The organism is Flavobacterium bizetiae, assembly GCF_024271895.1.
Taxonomy (GTDB): Bacteria; Bacteroidota; Bacteroidia; order Flavobacteriales; family Flavobacteriaceae; genus Flavobacterium; species Flavobacterium bizetiae.
On the sequence record NZ_CP091861.1, the window covers coordinates 1,196,067 to 1,221,165 of the forward strand.

The following is a 25,099-nucleotide window of genomic DNA, read 5'->3' on the forward strand; positions in this document are numbered from 1 at the left end:
AAAGAAAGAACTAACAACATCTTTAACGGTTGGTTAAAGGTGTTGTTACTTTTAAAAAAAGAAATTAAATATTTAATATAGTTATAAAATGGATAAGTTAATTAACGATTTTTCATTCGGTTTATTCTTTTGGCAAGCTTTAATCTTGTTGGTTTTAATTTTACTTTTAGTAAAATTTGCCTGGAAACCAATTATGGAATCTATTATCGCAAGAGAAGAAGGTATTAAAAATGCATTACTTTCTGCTGAAAATGCAAAGAGAGAAATGGAAAACTTACAAGCTGACAATCAAAGAATTTTGAATGAAGCTCGTGCAGAACGTGACGCGATGCTAAAAGAAGCTCGTGAAATGAAAGAGAAAATGATTGCTGATTCTAAACACGAAGCTCAAGAGCAAGGTCAAAAAATGATCGAGCAGGCAAAAGCGGCTATCGAAAGTGAAAAAAATGCTGCTATGGCTGAATTGAAATTACAAGTTTCTACTTTATCATTAAGCATTGCTGAAAAATTGTTGAAAGAAGAATTATCTAACAAAGAATCTCAAACTAAATTAGTAGAGAAAATGTTAGGTGACGTAAAGCTAAACTAATATTATGGCAAGTACAAGAGCAGCAATTCGTTATGCAAAAGCAATTCTAGACTTAGCAAACTCTAAAGGTGTTGCCGAAGCTGTTAATAACGATATGAAGTCGATTGCTACAGCAATTGATACAAATGTAGAATTGAGTACATTTATTCAAAACCCAACTACAAAAGTTGAAGTTAAAGAAAGTGCTCTTTTAGAAGTTTTTGCAGATGCAAATGAAGTAACCAAAGGTTTATTTCATTTATTATTTGAAAACAAAAGATTTGAAATTCTTGAAGCAATTGCTTTAGAATATAAAAAATTATTTGATGAAGGAAATGGAGTTGAAGTAGCAAAAGTTACAACAGCAATTCCTATGGATGCAGCTTTAGAAGCTAAAGTTTTAGCAAAAGTAGCAACATTATCAGATAAAAAAGTAACAATAGAAAATATCGTAGATCCATCAATCATTGGAGGATTTATTTTAAGAATAGGTGATCAACAATACAATGCATCTGTTGCAAACAGATTGCAGGTATTAAAAAGAGAGTTAAGTAATTAGTTTTATTACACATAAAAGTGTCTAAATTATAAATTAAGATGGCGGAAATCAAACCTGCTGAAATTTCAGCAATATTAAGAAAGCAAGTAGAAGGTTTTGAATCTGGTGCTACGCTAGAAGAAGTAGGAACAGTACTTCAAGTTGGAGACGGTATTGCTCGTATTTACGGGCTATCGAATGTACAATATGGTGAGTTAGTTGAATTTGATAACGGACTTGAAGCTATTGTATTGAACCTTGAAGAAGACAATGTTGGTGTGGTACTTTTAGGACCATCAACTGGAATCAAAGAAGGATCAACAGCAAAAAGAACACAACGTATTGCTTCTCTTAAAGTAGGTGAGCAAATGGTAGGACGTGTAGTAAACACTCTTGGTTTTCCAATTGATGGAAAAGGACCAATTGGTGGAGACTTATACGAAATGCCTTTAGAAAGAAAAGCACCTGGTGTTATCTTCCGTCAGCCAGTAACTGAGCCATTACAAACAGGAGTAAAAGCAGTAGATGCTATGATCCCGGTTGGTCGTGGACAACGTGAGCTTGTAATTGGTGACCGTCAAACAGGTAAATCAACTGTTTGTATCGATACAATCTTAAACCAAAAAGAATTTTACGATGCAGGAAAACCTGTATTCTGTATATATGTTGCAATTGGGCAAAAAGCTTCAACTGTAGCAGGAATCGCTAAAATGTTAGAAGAAAAAGGTGCAATGGCTTATACAGTTATTGTTGCAGCTAATGCTTCTGATCCAGCTCCAATGCAAGTTTATGCTCCTTTCGCAGGTGCTGCAATTGGAGAATACTTTAGAGATTCAGGTCGTCCTGCACTTATTGTGTATGATGATTTATCTAAACAAGCTGTTGCTTACCGTGAGGTTTCTCTTTTATTAAGAAGACCACCGGGACGTGAGGCATATCCTGGAGACGTTTTCTACTTACACTCTCGTTTATTAGAGCGTGCTTGTAAAGTAATTGCTGATGACGGAATTGCTAAAAACATGAACGATTTACCAGATTCTATTAAGTCTATTGTAAAAGGTGGTGGTTCATTAACTGCTTTACCAATTATCGAAACTCAGGCTGGTGACGTTTCTGCATATATCCCAACAAACGTAATCTCGATTACAGATGGTCAGATTTTCCTTGATGGAGATTTGTTCAACTCTGGAGTTCGTCCTGCTATTAACGTAGGTATCTCTGTATCTCGTGTTGGAGGTAATGCTCAGATTAAATCAATGAAAAAAGTTTCAGGAACTTTAAAATTAGACCAGGCTCAATTCCGTGAATTAGAAGCTTTCGCTAAATTTGGTTCTGACTTAGATTCAGTTACTTTAAACGTAATTGAAAAAGGTAAAAGAAACGTTGAGATCTTGAAACAAGGTTTAAATGATCCTTATACTGTAGAAAATCAAGTAGCTATTATTTACGCTGGTTCTAAAAACTTATTAAGAAATGTTCCTGTAAATAAAGTAAAAGAGTTTGAAGCAGATTTCTTAGCTTACCTAAACAGTAAACATAAAGATACGCTTAACGCTTTGAAAGCTGGTAAATTAGATGACAACATTACTGACGTTATCGAAAAAGCAGCAAAAGAAATTTCAGCAAAATATAACTAATAAGATAATTCGTTAATTAGATAATTAGAAAATGTCTTAACATCATTCTAATTATCTAATTTTCAAATTGTCACATTTTCTAATTAATAGATGGCAAATTTAAAGGAAATCCGTAATAGAATTACTTCCGTTTCATCGACGATGCAAATTACATCGGCAATGAAAATGGTTTCTGCTGCAAAGCTTAAGAAAGCACAAGATGCAATCACTGCGATGCGCCCTTATGCCGAGAAATTAACGGAGTTGTTGCAAAACCTTTCTGCTACACTTGATGGTGAAGTTGGAGGAGATTATACAACACAACGTGAAGTAAAAAAAGTATTGCTTGTTGCTATAACTTCAAACAGAGGTTTATGTGGTGCATTCAATTCAAATATTATTAAAGAGGTTAAAAATCGTTCTGCTTTTTATGCCGGAAAACAAGTTGATGTTTTTCCTATTGGTAAAAAAGGAAATGATGTATTAAGTAAATCTCATAAAGTTCACGGTCACCATAATGCAATTTTCGATCATTTAACTTTTGAAAATGTTGCCGGAATTGCTGATAATCTGACTCAGAAATTTTTATCTGGAGAATACGACAGAATCGAATTGATCTACAATCAGTTTAAAAATGCTGCGACACAAATCGTTCAGACAGAACAATTTTTACCGTTAGCGCCAATTAAATCTGATGTACCGGTTTCTACTGGAGATTATATTTTCGAGCCTTCAAAAGAAGAGATTGTGTTAACTTTGATTCCTAAATCATTAAAAACACAATTGTATAAAGGTATTCGTGATTCATTTGCTTCAGAACATGGAGCACGTATGACAGCAATGCACAAAGCAACTGACAACGCAACTGAATTAAGAAACCAATTGAAATTGACTTATAATAAAGCACGTCAGGCCTCTATTACTAACGAGATCCTTGAGATCGTTGGTGGAGCAGAAGCTTTGAACGGATAATTTATTCAAGACATACAAAAAAGACCCGATAATTACTTATCGGGTCTTTTTCTTTATATAGTAGTTTTAGTTTTTTCTAATTTTAAACTTATAAAATGGTGATTCTCAATTCAATCAAAAACCGAGAATCAGTTACCATTTTATAAAATTATTGACAGATTTATCACCTCTGTAATGCTTTGTCTTTTATGGGAACAAACTAGCTTTATCAGTCCCAATGCTCTGTTTTTTTGAGGGTTACATATCAGCAGAATCACTCCCTTGTGCTTTGTCTTTTATGGGAACAAACTAGCTTTATTAGTCCCAATGCTCTGTTTTTTTGAGGGTTACATTTCAGCAGAATCAATCCCTTTGTGCTTTGTCTTTTATGGGAACAAACTAGCTTTATTAGTCCCAATGCTCTGTTTTTTTAGGGTTACATTTCAGCAGAATCAATCCCTTTGCTTTGTCTTTTATGGGAACAAACAAGCTTTATTAGTCCCGGTGCTTTGCTTTTTTTTTAAGGGTTGTATTTTAGCTTTGCTCATTCCCTTTGATACAAAGTTAGGATAGAAGTACTTCGAATTATTTATACAATTTTTTAACTTTATTATAAATTTCACACATACGGTTATAAAGTCTTATAACAGGCAATAGAAAAATGAGTATTTTTGATGTCTATTTTTTATTACAATGAAACTACAAATAAAAGAGCTCACTACTATAGAAGCAATGGTTGATCAGATAGATACCATACGATTTTTATATCCTAATTTATCGATTGAAAAATACCAGGTCTACCTTTCTGATATGGTGCCTCACAATTATATTCAGATTGCAGTTTTTGAAGAGGATAGTTGTGTCGGAATTACGGGTTGTTGGTCGGCGACAAAATTATGGACAGGTAAATATCTCGAAATAGATAATTTTGTGGTAAACCCTGAGCATCGTTCTAAAGGAATAGGGAAATTATTGACAGACTATATCGAAAAAAAGGCCTTAGATCTGGATTGCAGTTCTATAGTTTTAGATGCTTTTACAGGAAATTTTGCAGCCCATCGCTTTTATTATAACCAAGGCTATGGCCCGAAAGGTTTTCATTTTGTTAAAATTCTCGACGAAAAAAAACTAACACAATAAAATTACACACCAATTTTTTTATTGAACCTACAAAATCAATAATAAACCAAAGAATTGGTTATTTTTGTTTTACAAACTTTATTATAAATTATTTTGGGATTATATAAAAATCTGTTCAAACAAACTGCTATTTACGGACTAGCGACTGTATTACCAAGAATGCTAAGTTTTTTATTGGTAAGATTGTACACTGGTATTTTACCAACTGCAGAATATGGCGAGGTTTCGATCGTTTTGTCATGGATGGTTTTCTTTAATGTGGTTCTTTCGTACGGAATGGAAACAGCATTTTTTAGATTCTATAGTGCCGAGGACGATAAGAAAAATGTAATTGCAACGTCGACAATATCAATATTTTGGTCATCGATTATTTTCTTATTTGCGGCTTTAATATTTAGAAATACATTGGCAAGTCTTGCTGAAGTCGATGTACAATATATTACCTATACCGTTTGGATTTTAGTTTTAGATGCCTTGGTTTTAATACCTTTTTCTAAACTTAGAGCCAATCAAAGACCAATGGTTTATGCAGCAATCAAAATAGGAAATGTAGTAATCAATTTATTACTGAATATTTTCTTTTTAATGTATTTGCCAAAACTTGCCGCTTCAAATCCTAACTCTATTTGGGATAATTTATATGTAGAGAATTTCCAGATTGCCTATATTTTTATTGCAAATCTACTGGCGAGTTTAGCCACATTTATTGTGCTTTCGCCAAATTATCTTTCATTGGGAAGAAAATTCGATCCGGTACTTTGGAAAAAAATGATGAAATACGGTTTACCAATTTTGGTTGCCGGACTTGCATTTGCTGTTAACGAACATTTTGATAAAATTTTACTAGGATATTTATTGCCTGAAAATTTAGCAAAATCTGAAGTTGGAGCTTATTCAGCTTGTTACAAATTAGGTTTGTTTATGGTTTTGTTTGCTACAGCTTTTAGATTAGGAATCGAACCTTTCTTTTTTAGTCATGCTAAAAATGCAAACGCGCCTCAAACGTATGCAGTAATCACAAAATATTTTGTTATTCTGGGATCCTTAATTCTATTAGGAGTTATTGTTTTTGCCGATGTTTTAAAGTATCTTTTACTAGACAATAAATCATATTGGGAAGCAATGAAAGTAGTGCCGCTAATTATTCTGGCGAACTTCTTTTTAGGAATTTACAACAACTTATCTGTTTGGTACAAACTAACAGATAAAACAAAAATTGGAGCATATATCTCGATTGTTGGAGCAATAGTAACATTGGTTTTAAATTATTTTTTAATTCCAAAATACAGTTACTACGGATCAGCAATTGCGACTATTTCTGCTTACGGAAGTATGATGTTGATTTCTTATGTACTAGGAAACAAATATTATCCAATACCATATGATATGAACAAAATTGGAGCTTATTTAGGAATTTCAATTGTTTTTTCGGCCATTTCTTTTTATGGATTTAGAGAAAATTATTTTGTTGGAATTCCGTTATTATTAGGATTCATGTATTTTGTGTATCACAACGAGAAAGACACGATCAAGGGAATTATGAATAGAAAATAAAATTGAGTTGTAATAAATTCAATCTTAATCTTTTAAAATAAAAATGAAAATACAAATTATCAATAAATCACAGCACGCTTTACCAAACTACGAAACAATTGCTTCGGCAGGAATGGATTTACGTGCAAATTTAACCGAGTCTATCACATTAAAACCATTAGAAAGAACCATCGTAAAAACGGGACTTTTTATTGAATTGCCAATTGGTTACGAAGCACAAGTTCGACCAAGAAGTGGTTTAGCAGCCAAAAAAGGAGTTACAGTTTTAAACTCTCCAGGAACGGTTGATGCCGATTATAGAGGTGAAATAGGGGTAATTTTAGTAAATTTATCAAATGAAGAATTCGTAATCGAAAACGGAGAACGAATTGCACAATTAATTATTGCCAAACACGAAAGAGCAGAATGGATTGAAGTTGCAGAACTTTCTGAAACATCAAGAGGCGAAGGCGGTTTTGGAAGCACAGGCGTGAAATAGTTTTCAGTCGCAGTCACAGTAATCAGCTTCTGTACTTTGCGACCTTAAAATGAAATAAAAACCTGGCGAACTTTGCGAATCCCGATAGCTATCGGGATCGCGAACTTTGCGGTTAAAAATTTTAAGTTGCAGAACAAAGTAACCTTTAAGGTTAAAAATTAAGAACCAAACTAAGAGGATTTTTTTAAATCTTCGAATAAAATAAAGAGATAAATGAAAATAATCGTTCCAATGGCGGGTCGTGGATCAAGACTTAGGCCACATACTTTAACCGTTCCTAAACCATTAATTCCTGTTGCAGGAAAATCTATTGTAAATCGTTTAGTCGAAGACATTGCTAAAATATTAAAAGAACCTATCGAAGAAGTTGCTTTTATTTTAGGAGATCCTGCTTTTTTTGGAGATGATCTGGTAGAAAGTTTAGAAGAATTGGCCGGAAGTTTAGGAGCAAAAGCTTCGATCTATCGCCAGGATTTACCATTAGGAACAGGTCATGCGATTATGTGTGCCAAAGAATCTTTATCGGGTCCTGCTGTTATCGCTTACGCAGATACATTAATCAGAGCTGATTTTGAATTAGATCCTGCTGCTGATGCCGTGATTTGGGTAAAACAAGTAGAACAGCCGGAAGCATTTGGCGTAGTAAAACTTAACGGAAATAATGAAATTATAGAATTGGTAGAAAAACCAAAAGAATTCGTAAGTGATTTAGCCGTTATCGGAATCTACTATTTTAAAGAAGTGGGAGATTTGAAAAAAGAACTTCAGGGAGTTTTGGATAATAATATCCAGAATGGTGGAGAATACCAAATTAACGACGGAATTAAAGCAATGATGGCCAACGGTAAAGTTTTTAAAACCGGAAGCGTAGACGAATGGATGGATTGCGGAAACAAAGATGTTACAGTTGAAACCAATTCAAGAATGTTAGGATTCTTGCATAACGACGGAGAGCATTTAGTAGATTATGATGTAAAATTAGAAAACTCAACAATTATCCCTCCTTGTTATATTGGCGAAAATGTAGTGTTGAAAAACGCAACAGTTGGGCCAAACGTTTCAATAGGAAAAGGATGTCACGTAATCGACAGTTCGATAAAGAATAGTTTAGTACAAACCTATTCTCAAATAAAAAACGCTAACTTAGACAATGCTATGATAGGAAATCACGTTGTTTATGATGGTAAGTTTACCAGCATTAGTATTGGTGATTATTCGGTTTTAGAATAAGTAATAAGCTTAAATAGATTCGTTTTTGTTTAAAGATTAAATTTTAAAGATGATACAAAAAGGAGTTATAGTCATTTTATTTTTCGTTTTGCTTGGCAATCCAATTTCGGTTATGGCACAAACAGAACCGGAAGATATTGCTATGGCAACAGATGAATATCAGGATGCTTTTTATGAATCATTAAAACAAAAAGGAATTGAAAATTATGATAAAGCAATAGCATCGCTGGATAAATGCGTTAAGCTAAAACCTAATGATGCTGTAGCTTATTTCGAATTGGGAAAAAATTATCTGTCATTAAAAGATTATCGAAATGCACAGGATTCTTTTGAAAAAGCGACACAATTAGATCCAAAAAACAAATGGTACTGGTTAGGAATTTACGATGTAAGTTACGAAACCAAGAACTATCCTTTGGCAATTGAAACGATTCAAAAAATAATTGCTTTTGATGAAGAATACAAAGACGATTTGATTTCATTATATATGATTACAAATCAGTTTGACAAAGCCTTGGTAACGATCAATGAAATGAACGATAAATTCGGAAAATCAGAAGATCGTGACCGTTATAAAATGCAAATTTTATCTCAGGGAAAATATCAAAATGCTGAAATCACGAATCTTATCGATCAGATAAAAAAGAGCCCAAAAGAAGAATCGAATTATATAAATCTGATTTTTTTATATTCAAAAGCAGAAGAAACAGACAAAGCTCTTGAAGTTGCAAAACAATTGGCAAAAGAAGTCCCTTCATCAGAGTGGGCGCAAGTAAGTTTGTTTAAAGTTTATATAGACGCAAACCAGGCAGACAAGGCAATTAAAGCGATGAATGTAATTTTATCAAGTTCAAAAATTGATTCAAAAATTAAGCATCGTACTCTAAATGAGTTTTTAATTTTTGTGAATAAAAATCAACAATATGCTCCTGATTTAGAGAAAGCCATTGCTTATTTCGATAATGATAAAGAAATTGATGTTGCAAAAGAAGTTGGGAAATTTTATCATAGTAAAGGTCAGTTCGATAATGCGATTAAGTATTATGAGAAAGATTTAAAATCAAATTCAGATACAGATCGTGAAACCAATTTGTTGTTGCTTGAGGCATATACGCAAGCAAAACAATTTGAACCAATGACAAAAAGAGCGATGAATATGATTGAAATTTATCCTAGTCAGCCACAATTTTATTATTATGCCGGCTTAGGAAACAATCAGTTACAACAATTTAAAAATGCAAAAACCGTTTTAGAAATGGGACTCGATTATGTAGTCGATGATAAAGCGTTGGAAGCAAATTTTAATATTCAGTTAGGAGAGGCATACAATGGTTTAGGAGATGCTAAGAAAAAAGAGGAATACTTTTTGAAGGCAAATGAATTATTAAAGAAAAAAAAGTAAAAGAGTAAATTCAGATGAAAAAATATATAGCACTAGTATTAGTAACAGCTTTTATGGTTTCTTGTAAATCAAAGGCAGTTGCAGTACAAAATAATAACGGCACTACAGAAGTTATTACAAAAGAAGATAAAAAAGCAGTCGAGAAACATTATGAGAACAAATTAGATTTTTCGACTTTATACATAAAAGCCAGCGCTAAATATGCTGACGAAAAACAAAGTCAGAATGTTACTGCCGACATTAGAATCGAAAAAGACAAACAGATCTTAATAAGTGTACGTTTTTTAGGAATTACTATGGCAAAAGCTTTGATAACGCCAACAACAGTAAGTTACTACGAAAAAATAAACAGTACCTATTATGAAGGCGATTTTACTAGTTTAAGCAAATGGTTAGGAACTGAATTAGATTATAGCAAAGTTCAGAATTTATTAGTAGGAGAAGCACTTGACGATTTAAGAAAAGGAAAGTATACCCAAACAATTGTAGACAATCTTTTTAAGTTAGAAGACGAAAAAGAAACGAATATAAAGAAAGCATTCTTTTTAGATGCAGATAAATATTTAGTGCAAAAAGAAGAGATTTCTCAGCCTTCAGAAAACAGAATGCTGCAAATTTCCTATGGTGATAGCAAAGTTTTTAATCAGGGAACACTCCCAACCAGTATTGAGATTAATGCTATTCAGCCAAAAGGAAAAACCAATATTAATTTGAATTACAACAATATTTCATTTAATGAAGAACTTTCTTTTCCATATAGCGTACCAAGTGGTTATAAAAAAGTTATAATTAAGTAAATTTGCAAAAAGAAAACATAAACATGCCAAAATTTCTCCTAAGCCTAATTTTTATATGTGCCACTACATTTGTATGGGCACAAGATTCGCAACAAGAAAAACTGGAGCAGCGTAAAGCTCAGATTCAGCAAGAAATTAGAGACAACGAAAAAATGCTGCAATCTGTAAAGAAAAAAGAAAAATCAGCAGTAAATGTTTTTTTGATTCAGGCGAATAAAATTAAACTGAAAGAGAAACTAATAAATACTACGGCAAAACAAGAAAAGCTTTTAAGTAATGATATGTATATTAATCAGGTTAAGGTTAATAAACTAAAAAAAGAACTTGAAATATTAAAAGCCGATTATGCAAAAATGATTCTAAAATCATATAAAAGCAGATCTGAGCAAAGTAGAGCGATGTTTATTTTATCTTCAGAAAGCTTTTTGCAAGCTTACAAGAGAGCGCAATATTTAAAACAATACACCAATTTTAGAAAAAATCAAGGTTTAGAAATTCAATCAAAAACTGCACAATTAGTTGATTACAATGCTAAATTGGACGGACAAAGACAGGTTAAGAAAAAAATTATTGCCGAAAATCAAAAAGAAAAACAAAGCTTAGAAGTTGAGAAACAAGAACAGCAAAAGTTAGTTAACTCGATTAAAAAAGATAAAAATAAAATTATTGCCGATACAAAAGCGAAACAGCAGGAATCGAGAAAAATCGATGCTAAAATTAAAGAGCTGATCCGCGAACAAATTAGATTAGCCAATCAAAGAGCCGAAGAAGAGAGACGCAGAAGAATCGCAGAAGGTAAAGCCAGCGAAGCTGAAAAAGCAGAAGCGTCAGCACCTAAAAGTTATTCATCAGACAGAATTACATTAACTCCGGAAGGTAAAATCTTAGCTGCCGATTTTAAAGCCAACAGAGGAAAACTGCCTTGGCCGGTAGAAAAAGGATTTATATCTCTTGGTTACGGAGATCAGCCGCATCCACTTTATCCAACACTTACAGTTCATAATTCAGGAGTAGAGATTACTACAGAACAAGGAGCAAGCGCACGCGCCGTATTCGAAGGAGTAGTATCAAAAGTTATCGCATTATCGCCCGTAAACAGAGCTGTTTTTATTCAGCACGGAGATTACTTTACAGTATATCAAAATTTAAGTTCAGTATCTGTCGAGCAAGGTGACAAAGTAAAAGTGAAACAAGTTATCGGGAAAGTAAGAACAAGCGGAGATACAGGAAAAACAATCATTAAGTTTTTGATTCTTCAAAACGTATCGAATAACAATCCGGAAGGATGGTTACAAAACAGATAATAAAAAAGGGAGCTAAATTAGCTCCCTTTTTCGTGGGTTGGTTTTTTGGTTAATCATATTGTTCCAGAAAATACTTTAAAATATCAGTTGTGGTAACGATACCCTTAAGCTCTCCATTATCCACTACCGGAAGCGCATGAAACTCTTCTTTTACAAAAATTTCTGCCGAATCTCTAATGATCGTAGTAGACGATATTGTTTTTGGTTTTGCTGTCATAACTTGAGCAATCGTCAGCATGTCCAGAATCGCTTCGTCAGCGCCTTCCTGACCTTCAAATAAAGCCCCAAAAGTCAATCGGTTAATATCTGTTCGGCTTATAATACCAATTACCTCTTTGTTTCGGATAACCGGGATATGACGAATATTGTGTTTCTTTAATTTTTCAACTACTTTTCTTAAGTCGTCATTTTCGTTTACGGTCACGACGCTTTTAGTCATGATATGACTGATTGGTTCTCTTTTTTTCATAATTGATACGTTTTAAAGTTCTATCAAATGTGTCGAAAAATTCTCATAAATAATATGATTTTTGTCAGTTCGGAGAGATACTTTAGTTTAATTTTTAAGACCTCATTTTTTATCTTTTTATTGAAAATGACAATCGAAATTGTAACTTTATAAAGGATAAAACAGATTTGAAGATAAAAATCATTCTATTGTTCATTTGAAATTGTATCGATTGAAATTTAAAATAGTATTTTTGCACTATGGAAACAAATAGACAGAAAAAAATAGGCGGTGTCATCCAGAAAGATTTGGTTGATATTTTGCAAGGTGAAGTGAGAAAAAACGGAATTACTAATTTGGTAATTTCGGTATCCAAAGTTAGTGTTACTACAGACTTATCTGTGGCAACAGTTTATTTAAGCATTTTTCCTCAGGACAAAGCCAAAGAAACTTTAGAAGGCATAAAGTCAAATAGTACTTTAATTAAGCATGATTTATCACAACGCGTTCGTTTGCAATTGCGTCGTGTACCCAACCTGGTATTCTTTATCGATGACTCTTTAGATTATATCGAAAAAATTGATAACGCATTATCAAACAGAGAAAATCCAATCGAAAATCGTGATCTTTTAGAAAAAAGAAGAAAATCATAAATTGAATTTCCCCCTTTACATAGCCAAACGTTATATTTTTAGCAGAAGTAAAAACAATGCTATCAATATTATTAATCGCATTGCCAGCATGGGAATTATTGTTGGCACAATGGCTTTGTTTGTGGTTTTATCTGTTTTTAGCGGATTAAAAGTCTTTAGTCTTTCGTTTACAAACGAGATAGATCCCGATCTAAAAATTACAAGTACTTACGGAAAATCGTTTTTGATTACACCCGATCAGGAAAATCAAATTAAGAAAATTGACGGTGTAGTTTTATATACCAAAATTATCGAAGAACGTGTTTTGTTTTTGTTTAAAGACAAACAACAAGTTACTTATCTAAAGGGTGTCGACAGAAATTATCCTGTGGTAAACGACATCAAAAAAAAACTCTTTAACGGAGACTGGCTAAAACCAGATACATATCAGGTAGTTATTGGTTACGGAATTGCACAGGATTTCTCGATGGGAATTCTTGATTTCGAAAACCCTCTGCAAATATTCGCACCAAAACCCGGAAAAGGAGCAATCGAAAATCCGGAAGAAGCCTTTAATAAAACAGATGTTTTACCTGTCGGAATTTATTCAATCAGCGAAGATTTAGATTCAAAATATGTGTTTGCTGATATAGGTTTAGCTCAGGAGTTGTTAATGTATAAACCAAATCAAATTTCAGGAATCGAATTTCATCTGAAAGAAGGAGCAAATGAAAGGGTTATTAGTGACAAGCTAAATACCATTTTCAATAATAAAATCACCATAAAAAACAGAGCCCAACTTAATGAGTCTTTGTATAAAATGCTAAATACAGAGAATATAGTGGTTTACCTGATTTTTACTTTGGTAATTATTGTGGCCCTTTTTAATCTGGTTGGAGCACTAATTATGATGATTTTAGAAAAGAAAGGAAATCTTAAAACCCTTTTTAACCTGGGAACAGAAATCAGTAGTTTGCGAAAAATATTCCTGCTGCAGGGAACTTTGCTAAGTGTTTTTGGCGGGATAATTGGTCTCATTCTCGGTATTATTTTAGTGCTGTTACAACAGCGATTTGAACTTATTATGATCACCCCAACTTTGGCATATCCAGTAGTTTTCAGTCTTGAAAACGTGCTTATAGTTATGGGAACAATTGTATCACTTGGTTTTGTGGCTTCTTTAATCGCCAGTAGTCGTGTAAGTAAAAAGTTATTAGATTAATATTTTCCTAAAAAATATTACTTATATTTATCCTCTTAAAAAACTACAGTTTATGATTGTTTCTGCCTAATCCTATTTTATTTTTTCGAATAATTAGGATACTTACGTTTATTTTTCTTCCGTTCAGATCTTCGAATCTGGACCAATTTTATCATTTATCCTAATACATCATGACAGAAACAACTATACAGAAAAGTTTATTTTCTAAAATTTTCACCACTTTAAAACAAGCCATCAAAGGAGACGAATCTTTTGATTATACCGCAGGGAGCATTAAAAAAGCAGTTATTCTATTGGCCATTCCGATGGTTTTAGAAATGATGATGGAATCTGTTTTTGCTTTGGTAGATCTCTATTTCGTCGGACATTTAGAGCACAGCAGCTTTGCGATTCAAACCGTAGGATTAACAGAATCTGTACTTGCTATTATATATTCAGTCGCTATTGGTATGAGTATGGCCGCAACAGCAGTTGTTGCCCGACGAATTGGCGAAAAAGATCCTGTTGCTGCCGCAAAAGCTGGAATGCAGGCCATTATTATTGCTTTTGTGATCAATTGTATCATAAGTGTTTTTGGCGTTATTTATGCCAAAGAAATCCTGATGCTAATGGGTGCGTCTGAGGAAGCAGCAGAACACGGTTATATTTTTACGCAAATTATGATTGGCGGAAGTCTATGCATTATGCTTTTGTTCCTGATTAACGGAATATTTCGCGGAGCAGGAAACGCAGCAATTGCCATGAAAAGTCTTTGGTTAGCCAATATTTTAAATATTGTTTTATGTCCGATACTAATTAACGGTTTCGGCCCAATTCCTGCTTTTGGATTAACCGGTGCAGCAATCGCTACCACTTTAGGAAGAAGTATTGGAGTATTGTATCAGGTATTTCATTTGTTTTTTGGCAATGGAGCTTTAAAAATTAAGCTTTCTTATTTCATTCCGGATTTTCATCAGATAAAAGCCTTAGTAAAAATTGCTGCTCCGGGAGTTCTACAATTCGTTATTGCATCTTGCAGCTGGATTTTTCTGGCACAATTAGTAGCAACAACAGGTGGAGACCACGGATCGGCTGGATATCAGACAGCGCTTAGAATTATGATGTTTTTTATTCTTCCGGCTTGGGGATTAAGTAATGCCGCAGCTACTTTGGTTGGACAAAACTTAGGAGCAAAACAAATCGATCGTGCCGAAAAATCAGTTTATACAACCGCGAGATACAATGTCATTTTTATGGCGACCATTATGGTAATTGTATTGTGTTTTGGAAAGTATATTATTTCGTTTTTTACCAACGATGAATTGGTAAAAACAATAGCCGTCGAAGCCTTACAGATTATGAGTATCGGATTTATCTTTTACGGAATCGGAATGGTTTTGATCAACACATTCAATGGGGCAGGAGATACCTGGACACCAACCGGAATTAATTTCTTTGGTTTTTGGTTGTTCCAAATTCCGTTAGCCTATGTATTGGCTAAACATTTTAATATGGGACCAACAGGAGTTTTTATCGCAATTCCGGTTGCAGAAACAGCAATAACATTGGCGAGTATTTTCTTTTATAAAAGAGGGAAATGGAAACGTATTCAAGTATAATTTATAACAAAAAAGACCTTCAAATTTGAAGGTCTTTTTTTATATCAGGTCTTTGTAAAAGTTTTAAACTTTGACAAAGATTTTATTATAGTTTAAACAAACTCATATCCAGCATAAACCTGCTCGATTTCTTTCATAATAGCAAACAAAGCTTCAGGTTCATCAGTAGTTACCAATTTTTGTTTGTATTCTTTAAACGAATGAATTCCTTTAAAATAATTAGTATAATGACGGCGCATTTCAACAATTCCTAAACGCTCGCCTTTCCATTCCATTGACCACATAAGATGATTTCTGGCGGCTTCTACACGATCAGCAACTGTTGGAGCAGCTAAATGTTCACCCGTTTTAAAATAATGCTTGATTTCGTTAAAAATCCACGGATAACCAATTGCAGCACGACCAATCATGATTCCGTCAATACCGTATTCGTTTTTATATTTTAATGCTTTTTCAGGATTGTCGATATCACCATTTCCAAAAATAGGCATTGTAATTCTCGGATTGTTTTTTACGCGTGCAATATGCGACCAATCAGAATGCCCTTTATACATTTGAGCACGAGTTCTTGCATGAATCGTTAATGCTTGAACACCAATATCCTGAAGTCTTTCAGCAACTTCATCAATGTTGATAGAATTTTCATCCCAGCCCAAACGCGTTTTTACCGTTACAGGCAAATCCGTACTTCTGATAACCGCTTTTGTCAAGCGAACCATTAAATCTACATCTTTCAAAACTCCGGCTCCGGCACCTTTACAAACCACTTTTTTTACCGGACATCCAAAATTAATATCCACTAAATCAGGTTTTACTGTAGAAACAATTTTAGACGAAAGCGCCATTGCTTCTTCATCACCACCAAAAATCTGAATTCCAACCGGACGTTCGTAATCAAAAATATCCAACTTCATTCTACTTTTGATCGCATCACGAATCAATCCTTCAGATGAAATAAATTCAGAATACATCATGTCAGCGCCGTGCGTTTTGCATAATCTGCGAAACGGCGGATCACTAACATCTTCCATCGGTGCGAGTAATAAAGGAAATTCGGGTAATTCTATGTTGCCAATCTTGACCATCTTCAATATTTTGTGCAAAATTACAACATTTAGTTTAATTTGCAGCAAAACATTCAGCGTGAGGTTCAAAGGGCTGAAATTAAACCATATAAGTTATATAAGTTCATTTAATAAAAAGTTCGATTAGCATAATCTTAGATGGAGAAAAAAGTAAGTTCATTTAATAAAACGTACGATTACCACAAACTTTAATATGAACTTATATAACTTAAATGGTGAAAAAAAATCTTATAAGGTTGTTTTTCTGTAATCAAAAAATCGAATTGGTTTTCGGCTCATTGGGTTAAAAACTAAAGGATTCAAAGTTTCTTTCGAGGCGAATTCAATCTTTGGCGTAACCCTTAATTTGGCTCTAAAATGATCTTTTATTTCTTGTAAAAATTCAGCAGATTGATTTTTTACGGCAATTTTTATTAGGATTTCATCCGTTCCTAAATCGTTGGTCGAGATCTCGATAATATGATTTTCGATATTATCAAAACCACTCAAAACATCATTCATTGCTGGCGGATAAAGTGTTGTTCCTTTGTATTTTATCATTTGTTTTTTACGTCCTACAACTGGTCCAACGCGCAACGTATTTCTGCCACAAGCGCAAGGACTATTATGTAACTGAACAATATCTCCGGTTTTAAAACGCAACAACGGCATCGCTTCAATACCTAAAGTCGTAAAAGTCAGTTCGCCAATTTCTCCCTCTTTTACAGGAATATTATTTTCGTCCAAAACTTCAACAATAATCAATTCTGGATGATGATGACCACCATTTCCGTGTTCACATTCTGTAAAAGCGGTGCTCATTTCTGTAGAAGCATAAGTTGAAAACAACTTAATATCCCACTTTTCAGTGATTTTATTCGATAAGATATTCATCGAAAAATCCTGGTTTCGCAAAGATTCACCAATGCAAATCGCACCTTTTATACTTGAATTATTATAATCAATTCCGTGTGCTTCGGCATATTCAATTAACTTTAATAAAAACGAAGGAACAGTAATTAAATAAGAAGGTTTGTATTTTAAAATCGAATCCCATTGCAATTCCGGAATTCCGGCGCCAACACGAATTACGCCCACTTTTAATTTTCGCAAACCAAGAAAATAGGCAAGACCAGCCATAAATTTTCTGTCGATTGTGGTCATTAATTGTACCACATCACCTTCTGCAATTCCGGCGCAGGCAAACGAAATAGCTTCGTTGTAAGCCAATCGTTCTAAGTCAGAATCTGTTAAACCAAAAGTTACAGGATCTCCTAAGGTACCAGAAGTCGAGGCATAATCAATAATTTTATGTTGCGGAACACACAAAAAATCATCGTTGTATTCTTGTAAATCTTCTTTAGTTGTTACAGGCAAATATTGCAAATCTTCGAGCGTTTTAATTTTCGAAATATCAATATTTTGTCCCGCAAAAAGGCGTTTGTAAAAAGGAGAATTTTGACTGATATATTCTAAAAGTTCGACTAATTTTTGCTCTTGAAAATTTTTAATTTCTTCTAAAGAATCTTTTTCTATTAATGGAATCATCGTAATTTTCTTTTGATTTTTTTTAAATAATTTTCAATTGCTGTTTTATCAGGAACTGTTGTAATTTCTTTGGTTAAAGCTTTTTCAAAATTGGCCTGAGAAAGCCGGTATTCTTTTTTTTGATAAAAGTACAACCCTGCTTTGTAATACACAACCCAATAATCAGGGTTTAAGGATTGATAATTCTCGATAAATTCAGGATTGATCGTTTCTTTATTTTTAAGATATTGATCTATTTTATGATCTTCAATTCTAAATTTTTGATAGTTTTTGTATTGAATGGTTTCCAGAAAAGGATCTTTTGGAATGTCTAAATTTTTCTGTTGAAAAGAAGAAACAACTGTTTTAATTTTTCTTTCTTTAAAAATAGAATCCAGATTATAACAAACAAATTCGCCTAACTGATACGGATTTGCCGAAACCCAAACCAGTTTTTCTTTTGGTTTAAAAATTACTCCATGATGCGCCATTAACTGATTCAGGGCTTTTTCATTGCCATAACCCAGTGCAATATTTTGTAAACCGTCTTTATTTCTTAGAATTTCAGAGGCAATTTTTGGATTGATTTTTGGGTTTTGCGCAAAAAGTTCCTGCATTCTTTCAAAGCGATATTCAGAATGACTGTTTGCAATTTGCAACTGATTTCGTTTTTCGTTTTTTAAATCTTCTCCCTGAAAATGGTTCGAACAAAACAATTGATCGGTATTTGGTACTTCGTAAACGTCCATTTTTTTGGGTGAAACTTCAATTAAAATCGCTTTGTTATCGTGTGCACTTCCCACCATAATAGATTCTGAAACAAAAACTTCCCTTTTTTTAGCAATCGCAATCGCTTCTTCAATATTCTTGGCATGTTGCAAAATTTCACGTGTCAAAATCGAAATAGGAGTTTTGGCAATCAACGGTATTTTAGATTTCGAAGCATTAATCGTAACCGTTAAACCTTCTTCATTCATTCCGGAAACCGCGCCCACCATTCCGGGCCAGGTTATCATCATAAATTGATGTCCTTCTTTCGGATTTATAAACGCCACGATTTTATTTTCCGCGAAAGCGTCATTAACATAAAAATCAAAATTACGCCCGAGGATTAAATTTCCGTCCTCAGATTTTTCTCCCCAGGCAGCAAAAGAGGAGCAACCCACCAAAGCCAAATCCTGCAAAGCGTGACCAATATCGTGCGCGGCGTGCAAATACAAACTACGCTGAAATTGTGGCGCAATATTATCGAAATCATGCGATGTGTATTGCGAGACTCCAAAAATTTCGGTTTGATATTCTTCAGGAACGTTCAGATATAATTTTCTGTTGTACCATTTTAGAAAATTACGAAGGAGTCTTTGCTGAAATTTCGACGGAACAATATCTTTTATTTTCGAGAAGAATATATGTTCCTGATTTTTTAAAAGAGAATCAGATAAAGCGCCGGTATTAAGACCAATTTCAAGCGGATCGCCTTCAACATATAATTCCCAAAGTCCTTGTTTATTTTTTAAAAGTGAATTTTTTCCCGAAACAAAAGCGCTGTCAGATTGTTTTACGACAACGGGCTTTGTCGCATTATAATTGGCAACTTCAGGAAGATGATGCATAGATTTTGATGTTCCGCAAGAGGCTAACACCAATAAAAAACCAACGAAAAAAAATAAATTAATTCGGCTTTTCATATCTACATTTTATTCAGATGCTTGATTTATTTTGGTGACTAAATATTCTTTTCCCAGAATTTCTGAGCAAGTTACAACCGCACCAATCGTTACGCCTAAGACTCCGTGCATGTTGATACTTTGGCCTGTAAGATATAAATTATCCAGCTTAGTTTTTGACGGAATCAGGGTTTTCATCGGATTATTCGAATCTTTAACATAACCGTACATATTACCATTGTCTCCGCCAATATAATCACGATACGAAAGCGGAGTAGAAGTATGTACAGATTGAATGCAATCTTTAATACCGGGGAATTTCACCTCAATTTCGGTTAAAAACTTAGCCGCTTTTCGGGATTTAAACTCTTCGTAGCTTTCGCCGCGATCATTTTCATCGACCGTTGTATTAAAAGTGTCCATCCAGGGCGCGACATCTTCATATTTCATATAAGTGATGAAAGTCATTCCCTCGGCCCATTCTTCCTGTTTTTTCGAGGCATTCATAGAAGCCATAAAAGCTTTTGGCCAGGAGTTTTCGTCATAATCATGCGCCGTCCAGACTTCGCTGCTTTTCTTAAAATGATAATGATTGTGGTTAATATATTTGAAAGTTTCGGGTTTAAAAACAATGTATAAACTAAAGGCCGAAATAACGCCCTCGAGACTTTGAACTCTGCTGTAAAATGATTTTCTAAAGTTTTCTTCGCCAGCCAGTTTTAGCGTAGTTTTGGGTTCTATGTTTGAGATAAAATAAGAACCGGAAACCTGAGTTCCGTCTTTCATATCAACCGAAGTTACTTTTTTATCTTCAACATTAAATCTTGTAACTTCTTTGTATTTGTAAAATTCGCCGCCGTATTTTTTAAGCTGTTTCAGAAGCTGTTTTGTGATCTGACTTCCACCATTGATACAACGCCAGGAACTTTGAATATAAGAGTTTACAGAAAGTGCATGAACGTAAAATGGCGATTTATCTGCAATACCGGCATACAAGAAATTAGAACCTGCAAGAACCGCTTTTAGTTTTTCATTTTCAGTACATTCTTCTATAGTTTGTTTGGCGTTTAGCGAAAGGATTTCGTTATCGTATTTTCCTTCCCATTCTAAATTATAGAGCGGAAAACATTCGCAAATCACTTTTATTTTTTTACAATATTCCTCGATGTTTGCTTTTTCATTTGGGAAAAAAGTGACCAACTGATTGGCAAAATTATCATAACCCTGAGCATGTGGATATTCATTTTCATCGTCTTCAAAAGAGATAATATCAAAACCATTTTCATCTAATTTTTTCAGATTAAGATGATCCATAATGCCCAAATATTTAAAATATTTGTATAGATTTTGTCCTTCGTCAAGACCTCCTATGTAGTGAATTCCGGTATCAAAAATGGTTTTATCGCGTACAAAAGTTTGCAGATTTCCGCCATATTGATTGTTTTTTTCAAGCACACAAACCCTATAGCCTTCTTTGGCCAGAATAATTGCCGAGACCAATCCGCCAAGACCGCTGCCTGTTATTACTACATCGTATTGCTCTTTCATGCTAGTTTTTCTTTAATACGATTATAGAATTTTCGTCTAAAACAGATTGAAAACCAAAGTTAATTAATGTGTTTTTTAAACCTGAACTATTAATTAAAATAACGCAAGATGTAGTAGCAATGATTTTCTCAAGATCATTTGCATAATTTTCATCAGAAATTAAAACAACATCATATTGATTTTCTAAAGCCAATTCGAGATGATCTAGATAAGAAATTTTTCTCTTTACAAGGAAATAATTCGTTTTGGCAACCGCGACTTTTTCTTCATCAGCAATAAAAGAAATTACTTTTCGTTGTGGTTCCTGCAAAGTCAATAAAACGTCTAATTGTCCGTAATCATTCGCTAAGTGCAATATTTTGGCTTTCGCCGAAAGATGCTTATTAAGCTGATAATACGTTTCGAGATTCTCTTTTAAATCGTTTTTGACAGCATTTATAATTTCAATTTCTTTGTAATCGTAACTATGAATTAGCATTTTTTTGAAATAATCCGGACCTTCTAATTGTTGACGAACTTTATGAAATTCTTCTTTAAAATAAGCACTTAACAGTTTTGTTCTTTCGGCATAATTTTTCCCAAAAGAAAGATTATCAGGTGTAATTCTTTCTAAAATAGACAAGGTAAGATGACTATGATGAATGACAAAATCGCCTTTTGGAATTGCTTCTGATGCGCCATGAATTAAAACCGGAACAATATCCAGATTAAATTCTTCGGCAAGATAAAAAGCACCTTTATGAAAACGCTTGATTTGATTACTTTCAGAACGGGTTCCTTCCGGAAAAATCATCAGCGAATATCCTTCATTTACCTTCTGACGCAGATGTTCGACACCGCCTTCGATTCCTTCAGAAACCGGATAAAATCCTGCTTTTCTAACCGTTCCGCCAAAAATAGGAGAGTTGTAAACCCAGTCGTTTACAAGAAATATAATTTTAGGACTTAGCATTCCCATTGCCAGAATATCGATAAACGAAGAATGATTGGCAATTATGATGGCTGGTTTTTCGAAGTTTTCATTAAACTTATTGATGACTTTTTTGTGCAAAAACGGATTTGAATACAAAACCGAATTCATGAATCTCGAAATGAAATATCGAAATCCTTTCATTTTCTTTTTTTCGTTTATTGGTAGGATTGGCATAATCGTGATGCTAAAAAGTGACATCAAAATACCGCCAAGTCCGTAGTAGGTAAACGAAATAATACCGTGTATAAAGCTTCGTAACTCGAAAGGAGCATTTCCTTTTTTCGCACGATTGGATATGAATAATTTAAAGAGAATTGGGTAGAAAATAAACGTAATAATCAATGCAGCAAAAACTCCAATTAAGGAAACAGATGAGATCGAGCGCAACGCTGGGTGATGGGCAAAAATCATGGCGCCAATTCCTAAAATGGTTGTGATAACCGCCAGAATTATTGACGTTCTGTAAATCGCGATTTCGTTTTTTCCGTTGGTATATTCTTTTTGAAGTGCGCTTGTCATGAAAATACTAAAATCGACACCGTGACCAAAAATCAGCGTACAAACAATCATACTAAATATGTTCATTTGAATACCAAAAATGCCCATAATTCCTGCTGTTACAATTCCGGTTAAGGCAATCGGGATACAACTTACGATGACCAATTCGACTCTGCGGAAAAAGAAAAACAAAATCAGAATTACAGCCACAAACGAATAATTAACCAGCGAATTAAAATCGGTTTTTAAAGTGCTGAAAAACGTTTCATTCATTTGCTGACGATCAATCGCAATCAGATTATTTTTGGCGGAAGCCGATTTTACAAAAGCATCTCGTTGCTCAGGCGTAACTTTTACTAAAGTCGATATGGTGAAGAAACCATTCTTCTCGGTTACAAATTCCTTTAGTTGCAAAGCCTGAACTTTTAGATATTCTTGTGCCGAAATAGGTTTGAAATTATAATCTAAATGATCATAAAAAGTAGAATAAGTTGAGGATTTAAACCCTAGTTTTGAACCTTCGGCAATCAATTCAGATTGTAGAACTTGCTTTTTATTGGCATCCCAAAACGAATTCCATTTGTCGATTTTTTGTTGTTGTTCTTTTTGCGAAAGCATAATTCCGCCAACAGAACTGAAATTCAATATTTTGTTGGTTTGTTTTTCTTTTGATAAAGCGGCAAAAAGCTGGCTGTTGTTTTGCAAAACTTCTTCCATACTTTTTCCGTACGAAGCCAGGTAAATCGTTTTTGATGTTAAACTCGTGCTTTCTTCCAGATCTTTTTCTGCGGCTTTAATTTCTTTTGGAACAAAATTCAATTGCGATAAATCATTATTGAAGCCCACATTATTATACGTAAAACAACAAACGATTGTAATTAAAACGCAAAAACCAATCAGGTATTTATTATTATGAAACGAGAAATGTGCCAGTTTATCAATGACATTTTTCTTGTGTTCAAAATTATTTTCTTTCGGTTTATACAAATGCGGAACAATCAAAAGCGAGAAGATTCCGGTTGCCATAACAATTACGGCAGCGAAAATTCCGAGATCATTTAAAGCATCAGATTTTACAAAAAGCAAACATAAAAAAGCAACAGCCGTTGTAGAACTGCTCATAATTACAGGCATTGTAATGTCTTTGTACAAAGTTTTTACATCGCTGTTATGTTTGTAATGCGTGAGAATATGTATCGAATAATCGATTGTGATTCCTAACAGGATCGATCCAATTCCAAGAGAAATGGCTGAAATTTGTTCTTTTACAAAATATAAAAAAGCTACGGCGAACAAAGCGCCAAAAACCGTTGGAAGAAAAATAATTAACGGAATCAATACTTTGCGATAAAACAAAATCAAGATCAGCATTAGCGTGATCATCGCGATTGTTGTCGTTAAAATAATATCGCTTTTAATTTGATCTGCATTGGCAACCGCAATCAAAGCCGAACCAAAATAACTAATCGAAGTTTTGCCTTTGAATTTCTGATTTAGATTTTCCTGAATTGATTTTAGTTTATTCACAAAAATCGTATTCTTTTCGGTTTCGCTCGAAGGTAGGTTTGAAGTTATAAAAAGCAATAATTTTGTTTTATCCTTGGTCATTACAAAACCATTGTTGAGCGTAAAATCGTCGCCAATATTTAATTGCTGTAATTTTTTTAAAGCGATAAATGAAATCCCAAGCGGATCTTGCAGAATAAAATCTTTTGTTACAAATCCGGATGGCGAAATAATCGATTTATAATTTCCCTGAACGGTTGCCGCAATACTGTCTTTTTGAAGTTTATTCTGAATCGCAGCATAATCTTTATTTTCCAGAAAAAGAGGTAAATTGTTGTATACAAAATCTATCGTTTCCTGAATGTTTTCTTCGTCAATTTTGCCCTGAATTCCGGTTATGTAAGGTTTGCAGGATTTAGAAACGCTATCAGAAAAAGCAGTTGCCATTTCTTTTAAATCTTCTTCAGAACCGTTTTTATCAAGTTTGAAAATAACAGTGATTTTATCTGCAAAGTTAAGTTGTTTCAGGACTTTTGCCGTAACATCAGCTTTATCGTTTGTTGGAATAAGTTTGGTAATGTCTTCTTCAAACTTAATTTGAGACGCAAAGAATCCAAAAGCAAAAAGCATCAAAATAGCCAAAGCAACCGATAAAGTTTTTTGTCGGTTTACAAATAAATGAATGGCGTAGAAATAGTGATGCATAATTATTTATTATTTTCTTTTGCCACAGATTAAAAGGATTAGTTTTAGTTTGTCACCCTGAGCGAAGTCGAAGGGCGCTCCAATTGGATGTGGGCTTCGACTTCGCTCAGCCTGACAAATTGGATGTAAAAAT

20 protein-coding genes are annotated in these 25,099 nt (G+C 33.8%); 14 read left to right on the top strand and 6 right to left on the bottom strand.

Going from position 1 to position 25,099, the window contains the following annotated elements:
• Positions 1-88 precede the first annotated feature (88 nt).
• From L0669_RS05395 to L0669_RS05445, 11 genes are all read left to right on the top strand, one after another.
• A complete protein-coding gene (locus tag L0669_RS05395; protein ID WP_173971326.1) occupies positions 89-589 on the top strand; it encodes a F0F1 ATP synthase subunit B in 501 nt (166 codons plus the stop codon).
• 4 nt (positions 590-593) lie between these two features.
• Positions 594-1,127, top strand: a complete 534-nt coding sequence (gene atpH, locus L0669_RS05400; RefSeq protein WP_263761882.1) for an ATP synthase F1 subunit delta — start codon at positions 594-596, stop codon at positions 1,125-1,127.
• A gap of 38 nt (positions 1,128-1,165) precedes the next feature.
• Entirely contained in the window at positions 1,166-2,743 is a 1,578-nt protein-coding gene (gene atpA, locus L0669_RS05405; protein WP_053472983.1) for a F0F1 ATP synthase subunit alpha, read from the top strand.
• A 90-nt stretch (positions 2,744-2,833) separates the two neighbouring features.
• Positions 2,834-3,694, top strand: a complete 861-nt coding sequence (gene atpG, locus L0669_RS05410; RefSeq protein ID WP_078006589.1) for an ATP synthase F1 subunit gamma — start codon at positions 2,834-2,836, stop codon at positions 3,692-3,694.
• A gap of 672 nt (positions 3,695-4,366) precedes the next feature.
• On the top strand, positions 4,367-4,813 hold the full coding sequence (locus L0669_RS05415; RefSeq protein ID WP_263761884.1) for a GNAT family N-acetyltransferase: 447 nt from the start codon (positions 4,367-4,369) through the stop codon (positions 4,811-4,813).
• A gap of 93 nt (positions 4,814-4,906) precedes the next feature.
• On the top strand, positions 4,907-6,367 hold the full coding sequence (locus L0669_RS05420; RefSeq protein ID WP_263761886.1) for a lipopolysaccharide biosynthesis protein: 1,461 nt from the start codon (positions 4,907-4,909) through the stop codon (positions 6,365-6,367).
• Positions 6,368-6,410: 43 nt separating this feature from the next.
• On the top strand, positions 6,411-6,845 hold the full coding sequence (dut, locus tag L0669_RS05425) for a dUTP diphosphatase (protein ID WP_263761889.1): 435 nt from the start codon (positions 6,411-6,413) through the stop codon (positions 6,843-6,845).
• 213 nt (positions 6,846-7,058) lie between these two features.
• The gene (locus L0669_RS05430; RefSeq protein ID WP_263761891.1) at positions 7,059-8,075 is read left to right on the top strand and encodes a sugar phosphate nucleotidyltransferase; all 1,017 of its coding nucleotides are present in this window, start codon (positions 7,059-7,061) and stop codon (positions 8,073-8,075) included.
• A gap of 49 nt (positions 8,076-8,124) precedes the next feature.
• On the top strand, positions 8,125-9,477 hold the full coding sequence (locus tag L0669_RS05435; RefSeq protein WP_263761892.1) for a tetratricopeptide repeat protein: 1,353 nt from the start codon (positions 8,125-8,127) through the stop codon (positions 9,475-9,477).
• Positions 9,478-9,491: 14 nt separating this feature from the next.
• The gene (lolB1, locus tag L0669_RS05440; protein ID WP_263761893.1) at positions 9,492-10,274 is read left to right on the top strand and encodes a lipoprotein insertase outer membrane protein LolB1; all 783 of its coding nucleotides are present in this window, start codon (positions 9,492-9,494) and stop codon (positions 10,272-10,274) included.
• A 23-nt stretch (positions 10,275-10,297) separates the two neighbouring features.
• Entirely contained in the window at positions 10,298-11,578 is a 1,281-nt protein-coding gene (locus L0669_RS05445; RefSeq protein WP_173971334.1) for a murein hydrolase activator EnvC family protein, read from the top strand.
• A 49-nt stretch (positions 11,579-11,627) separates the two neighbouring features.
• Here L0669_RS05445 and L0669_RS05450 read toward each other — a convergent pair whose 3' ends face one another.
• Entirely contained in the window at positions 11,628-12,047 is a 420-nt protein-coding gene (locus L0669_RS05450; RefSeq protein WP_263761895.1) for a CBS domain-containing protein, read from the bottom strand.
• Positions 12,048-12,286: 239 nt separating this feature from the next.
• On the opposite strand from L0669_RS05450, the gene rbfA reads away from it, so the two are divergent.
• The 3 genes from rbfA to L0669_RS05465 all read left to right on the top strand — a co-directional run bounded on the left by rbfA (position 12,287) and on the right by L0669_RS05465 (position 15,478).
• A complete protein-coding gene (rbfA, locus tag L0669_RS05455; protein ID WP_173968114.1) occupies positions 12,287-12,679 on the top strand; it encodes a 30S ribosome-binding factor RbfA in 393 nt (130 codons plus the stop codon).
• A 1-nt stretch (position 12,680) separates the two neighbouring features.
• Positions 12,681-13,880: an ABC transporter permease gene (locus L0669_RS05460; RefSeq protein WP_263761897.1), complete on the top strand. Its 1,200-nt coding sequence runs from the start codon at positions 12,681-12,683 to the stop codon at positions 13,878-13,880.
• 170 nt (positions 13,881-14,050) lie between these two features.
• Complete coding sequence (locus L0669_RS05465; protein WP_263761899.1) at positions 14,051-15,478, top strand: MATE family efflux transporter; 1,428 nt, start codon at positions 14,051-14,053, stop codon at positions 15,476-15,478.
• Between the two features lie 92 nt (positions 15,479-15,570).
• On the opposite strand, the gene dusB is transcribed toward L0669_RS05465, so the two are convergent.
• The 5 genes from dusB to L0669_RS05490 all read right to left on the bottom strand — a co-directional run bounded on the left by dusB (position 15,571) and on the right by L0669_RS05490 (position 24,966).
• Positions 15,571-16,563: a tRNA dihydrouridine synthase DusB gene (dusB, locus tag L0669_RS05470; protein WP_173971338.1), complete on the bottom strand. Its 993-nt coding sequence runs from the start codon at positions 16,561-16,563 to the stop codon at positions 15,571-15,573.
• Positions 16,564-16,791: 228 nt separating this feature from the next.
• Complete coding sequence (gene flxY, locus L0669_RS05475) at positions 16,792-18,090, bottom strand: flexirubin biosynthesis putative acyl-CoA ligase FlxY (RefSeq protein WP_263761901.1); 1,299 nt, start codon at positions 18,088-18,090, stop codon at positions 16,792-16,794.
• Positions 18,087-19,757, bottom strand: a complete 1,671-nt coding sequence (locus L0669_RS05480; protein WP_263761903.1) for a C45 family autoproteolytic acyltransferase/hydrolase — start codon at positions 19,755-19,757, stop codon at positions 18,087-18,089. Before L0669_RS05480 ends, flxY begins: the two co-directional genes overlap by 4 nt.
• Before the next feature lie 9 nt (positions 19,758-19,766).
• Positions 19,767-21,284 (bottom strand): phytoene desaturase family protein, encoded by a 1,518-nt coding sequence (locus L0669_RS05485; protein WP_263761905.1) that lies wholly within the window; start codon positions 21,282-21,284, stop codon positions 19,767-19,769.
• A gap of 1 nt (position 21,285) precedes the next feature.
• Entirely contained in the window at positions 21,286-24,966 is a 3,681-nt protein-coding gene (locus L0669_RS05490; protein WP_263761907.1) for a 1-acyl-sn-glycerol-3-phosphate acyltransferase, read from the bottom strand.
• Between the last annotated feature and the right edge of the window lie 133 nt (positions 24,967-25,099).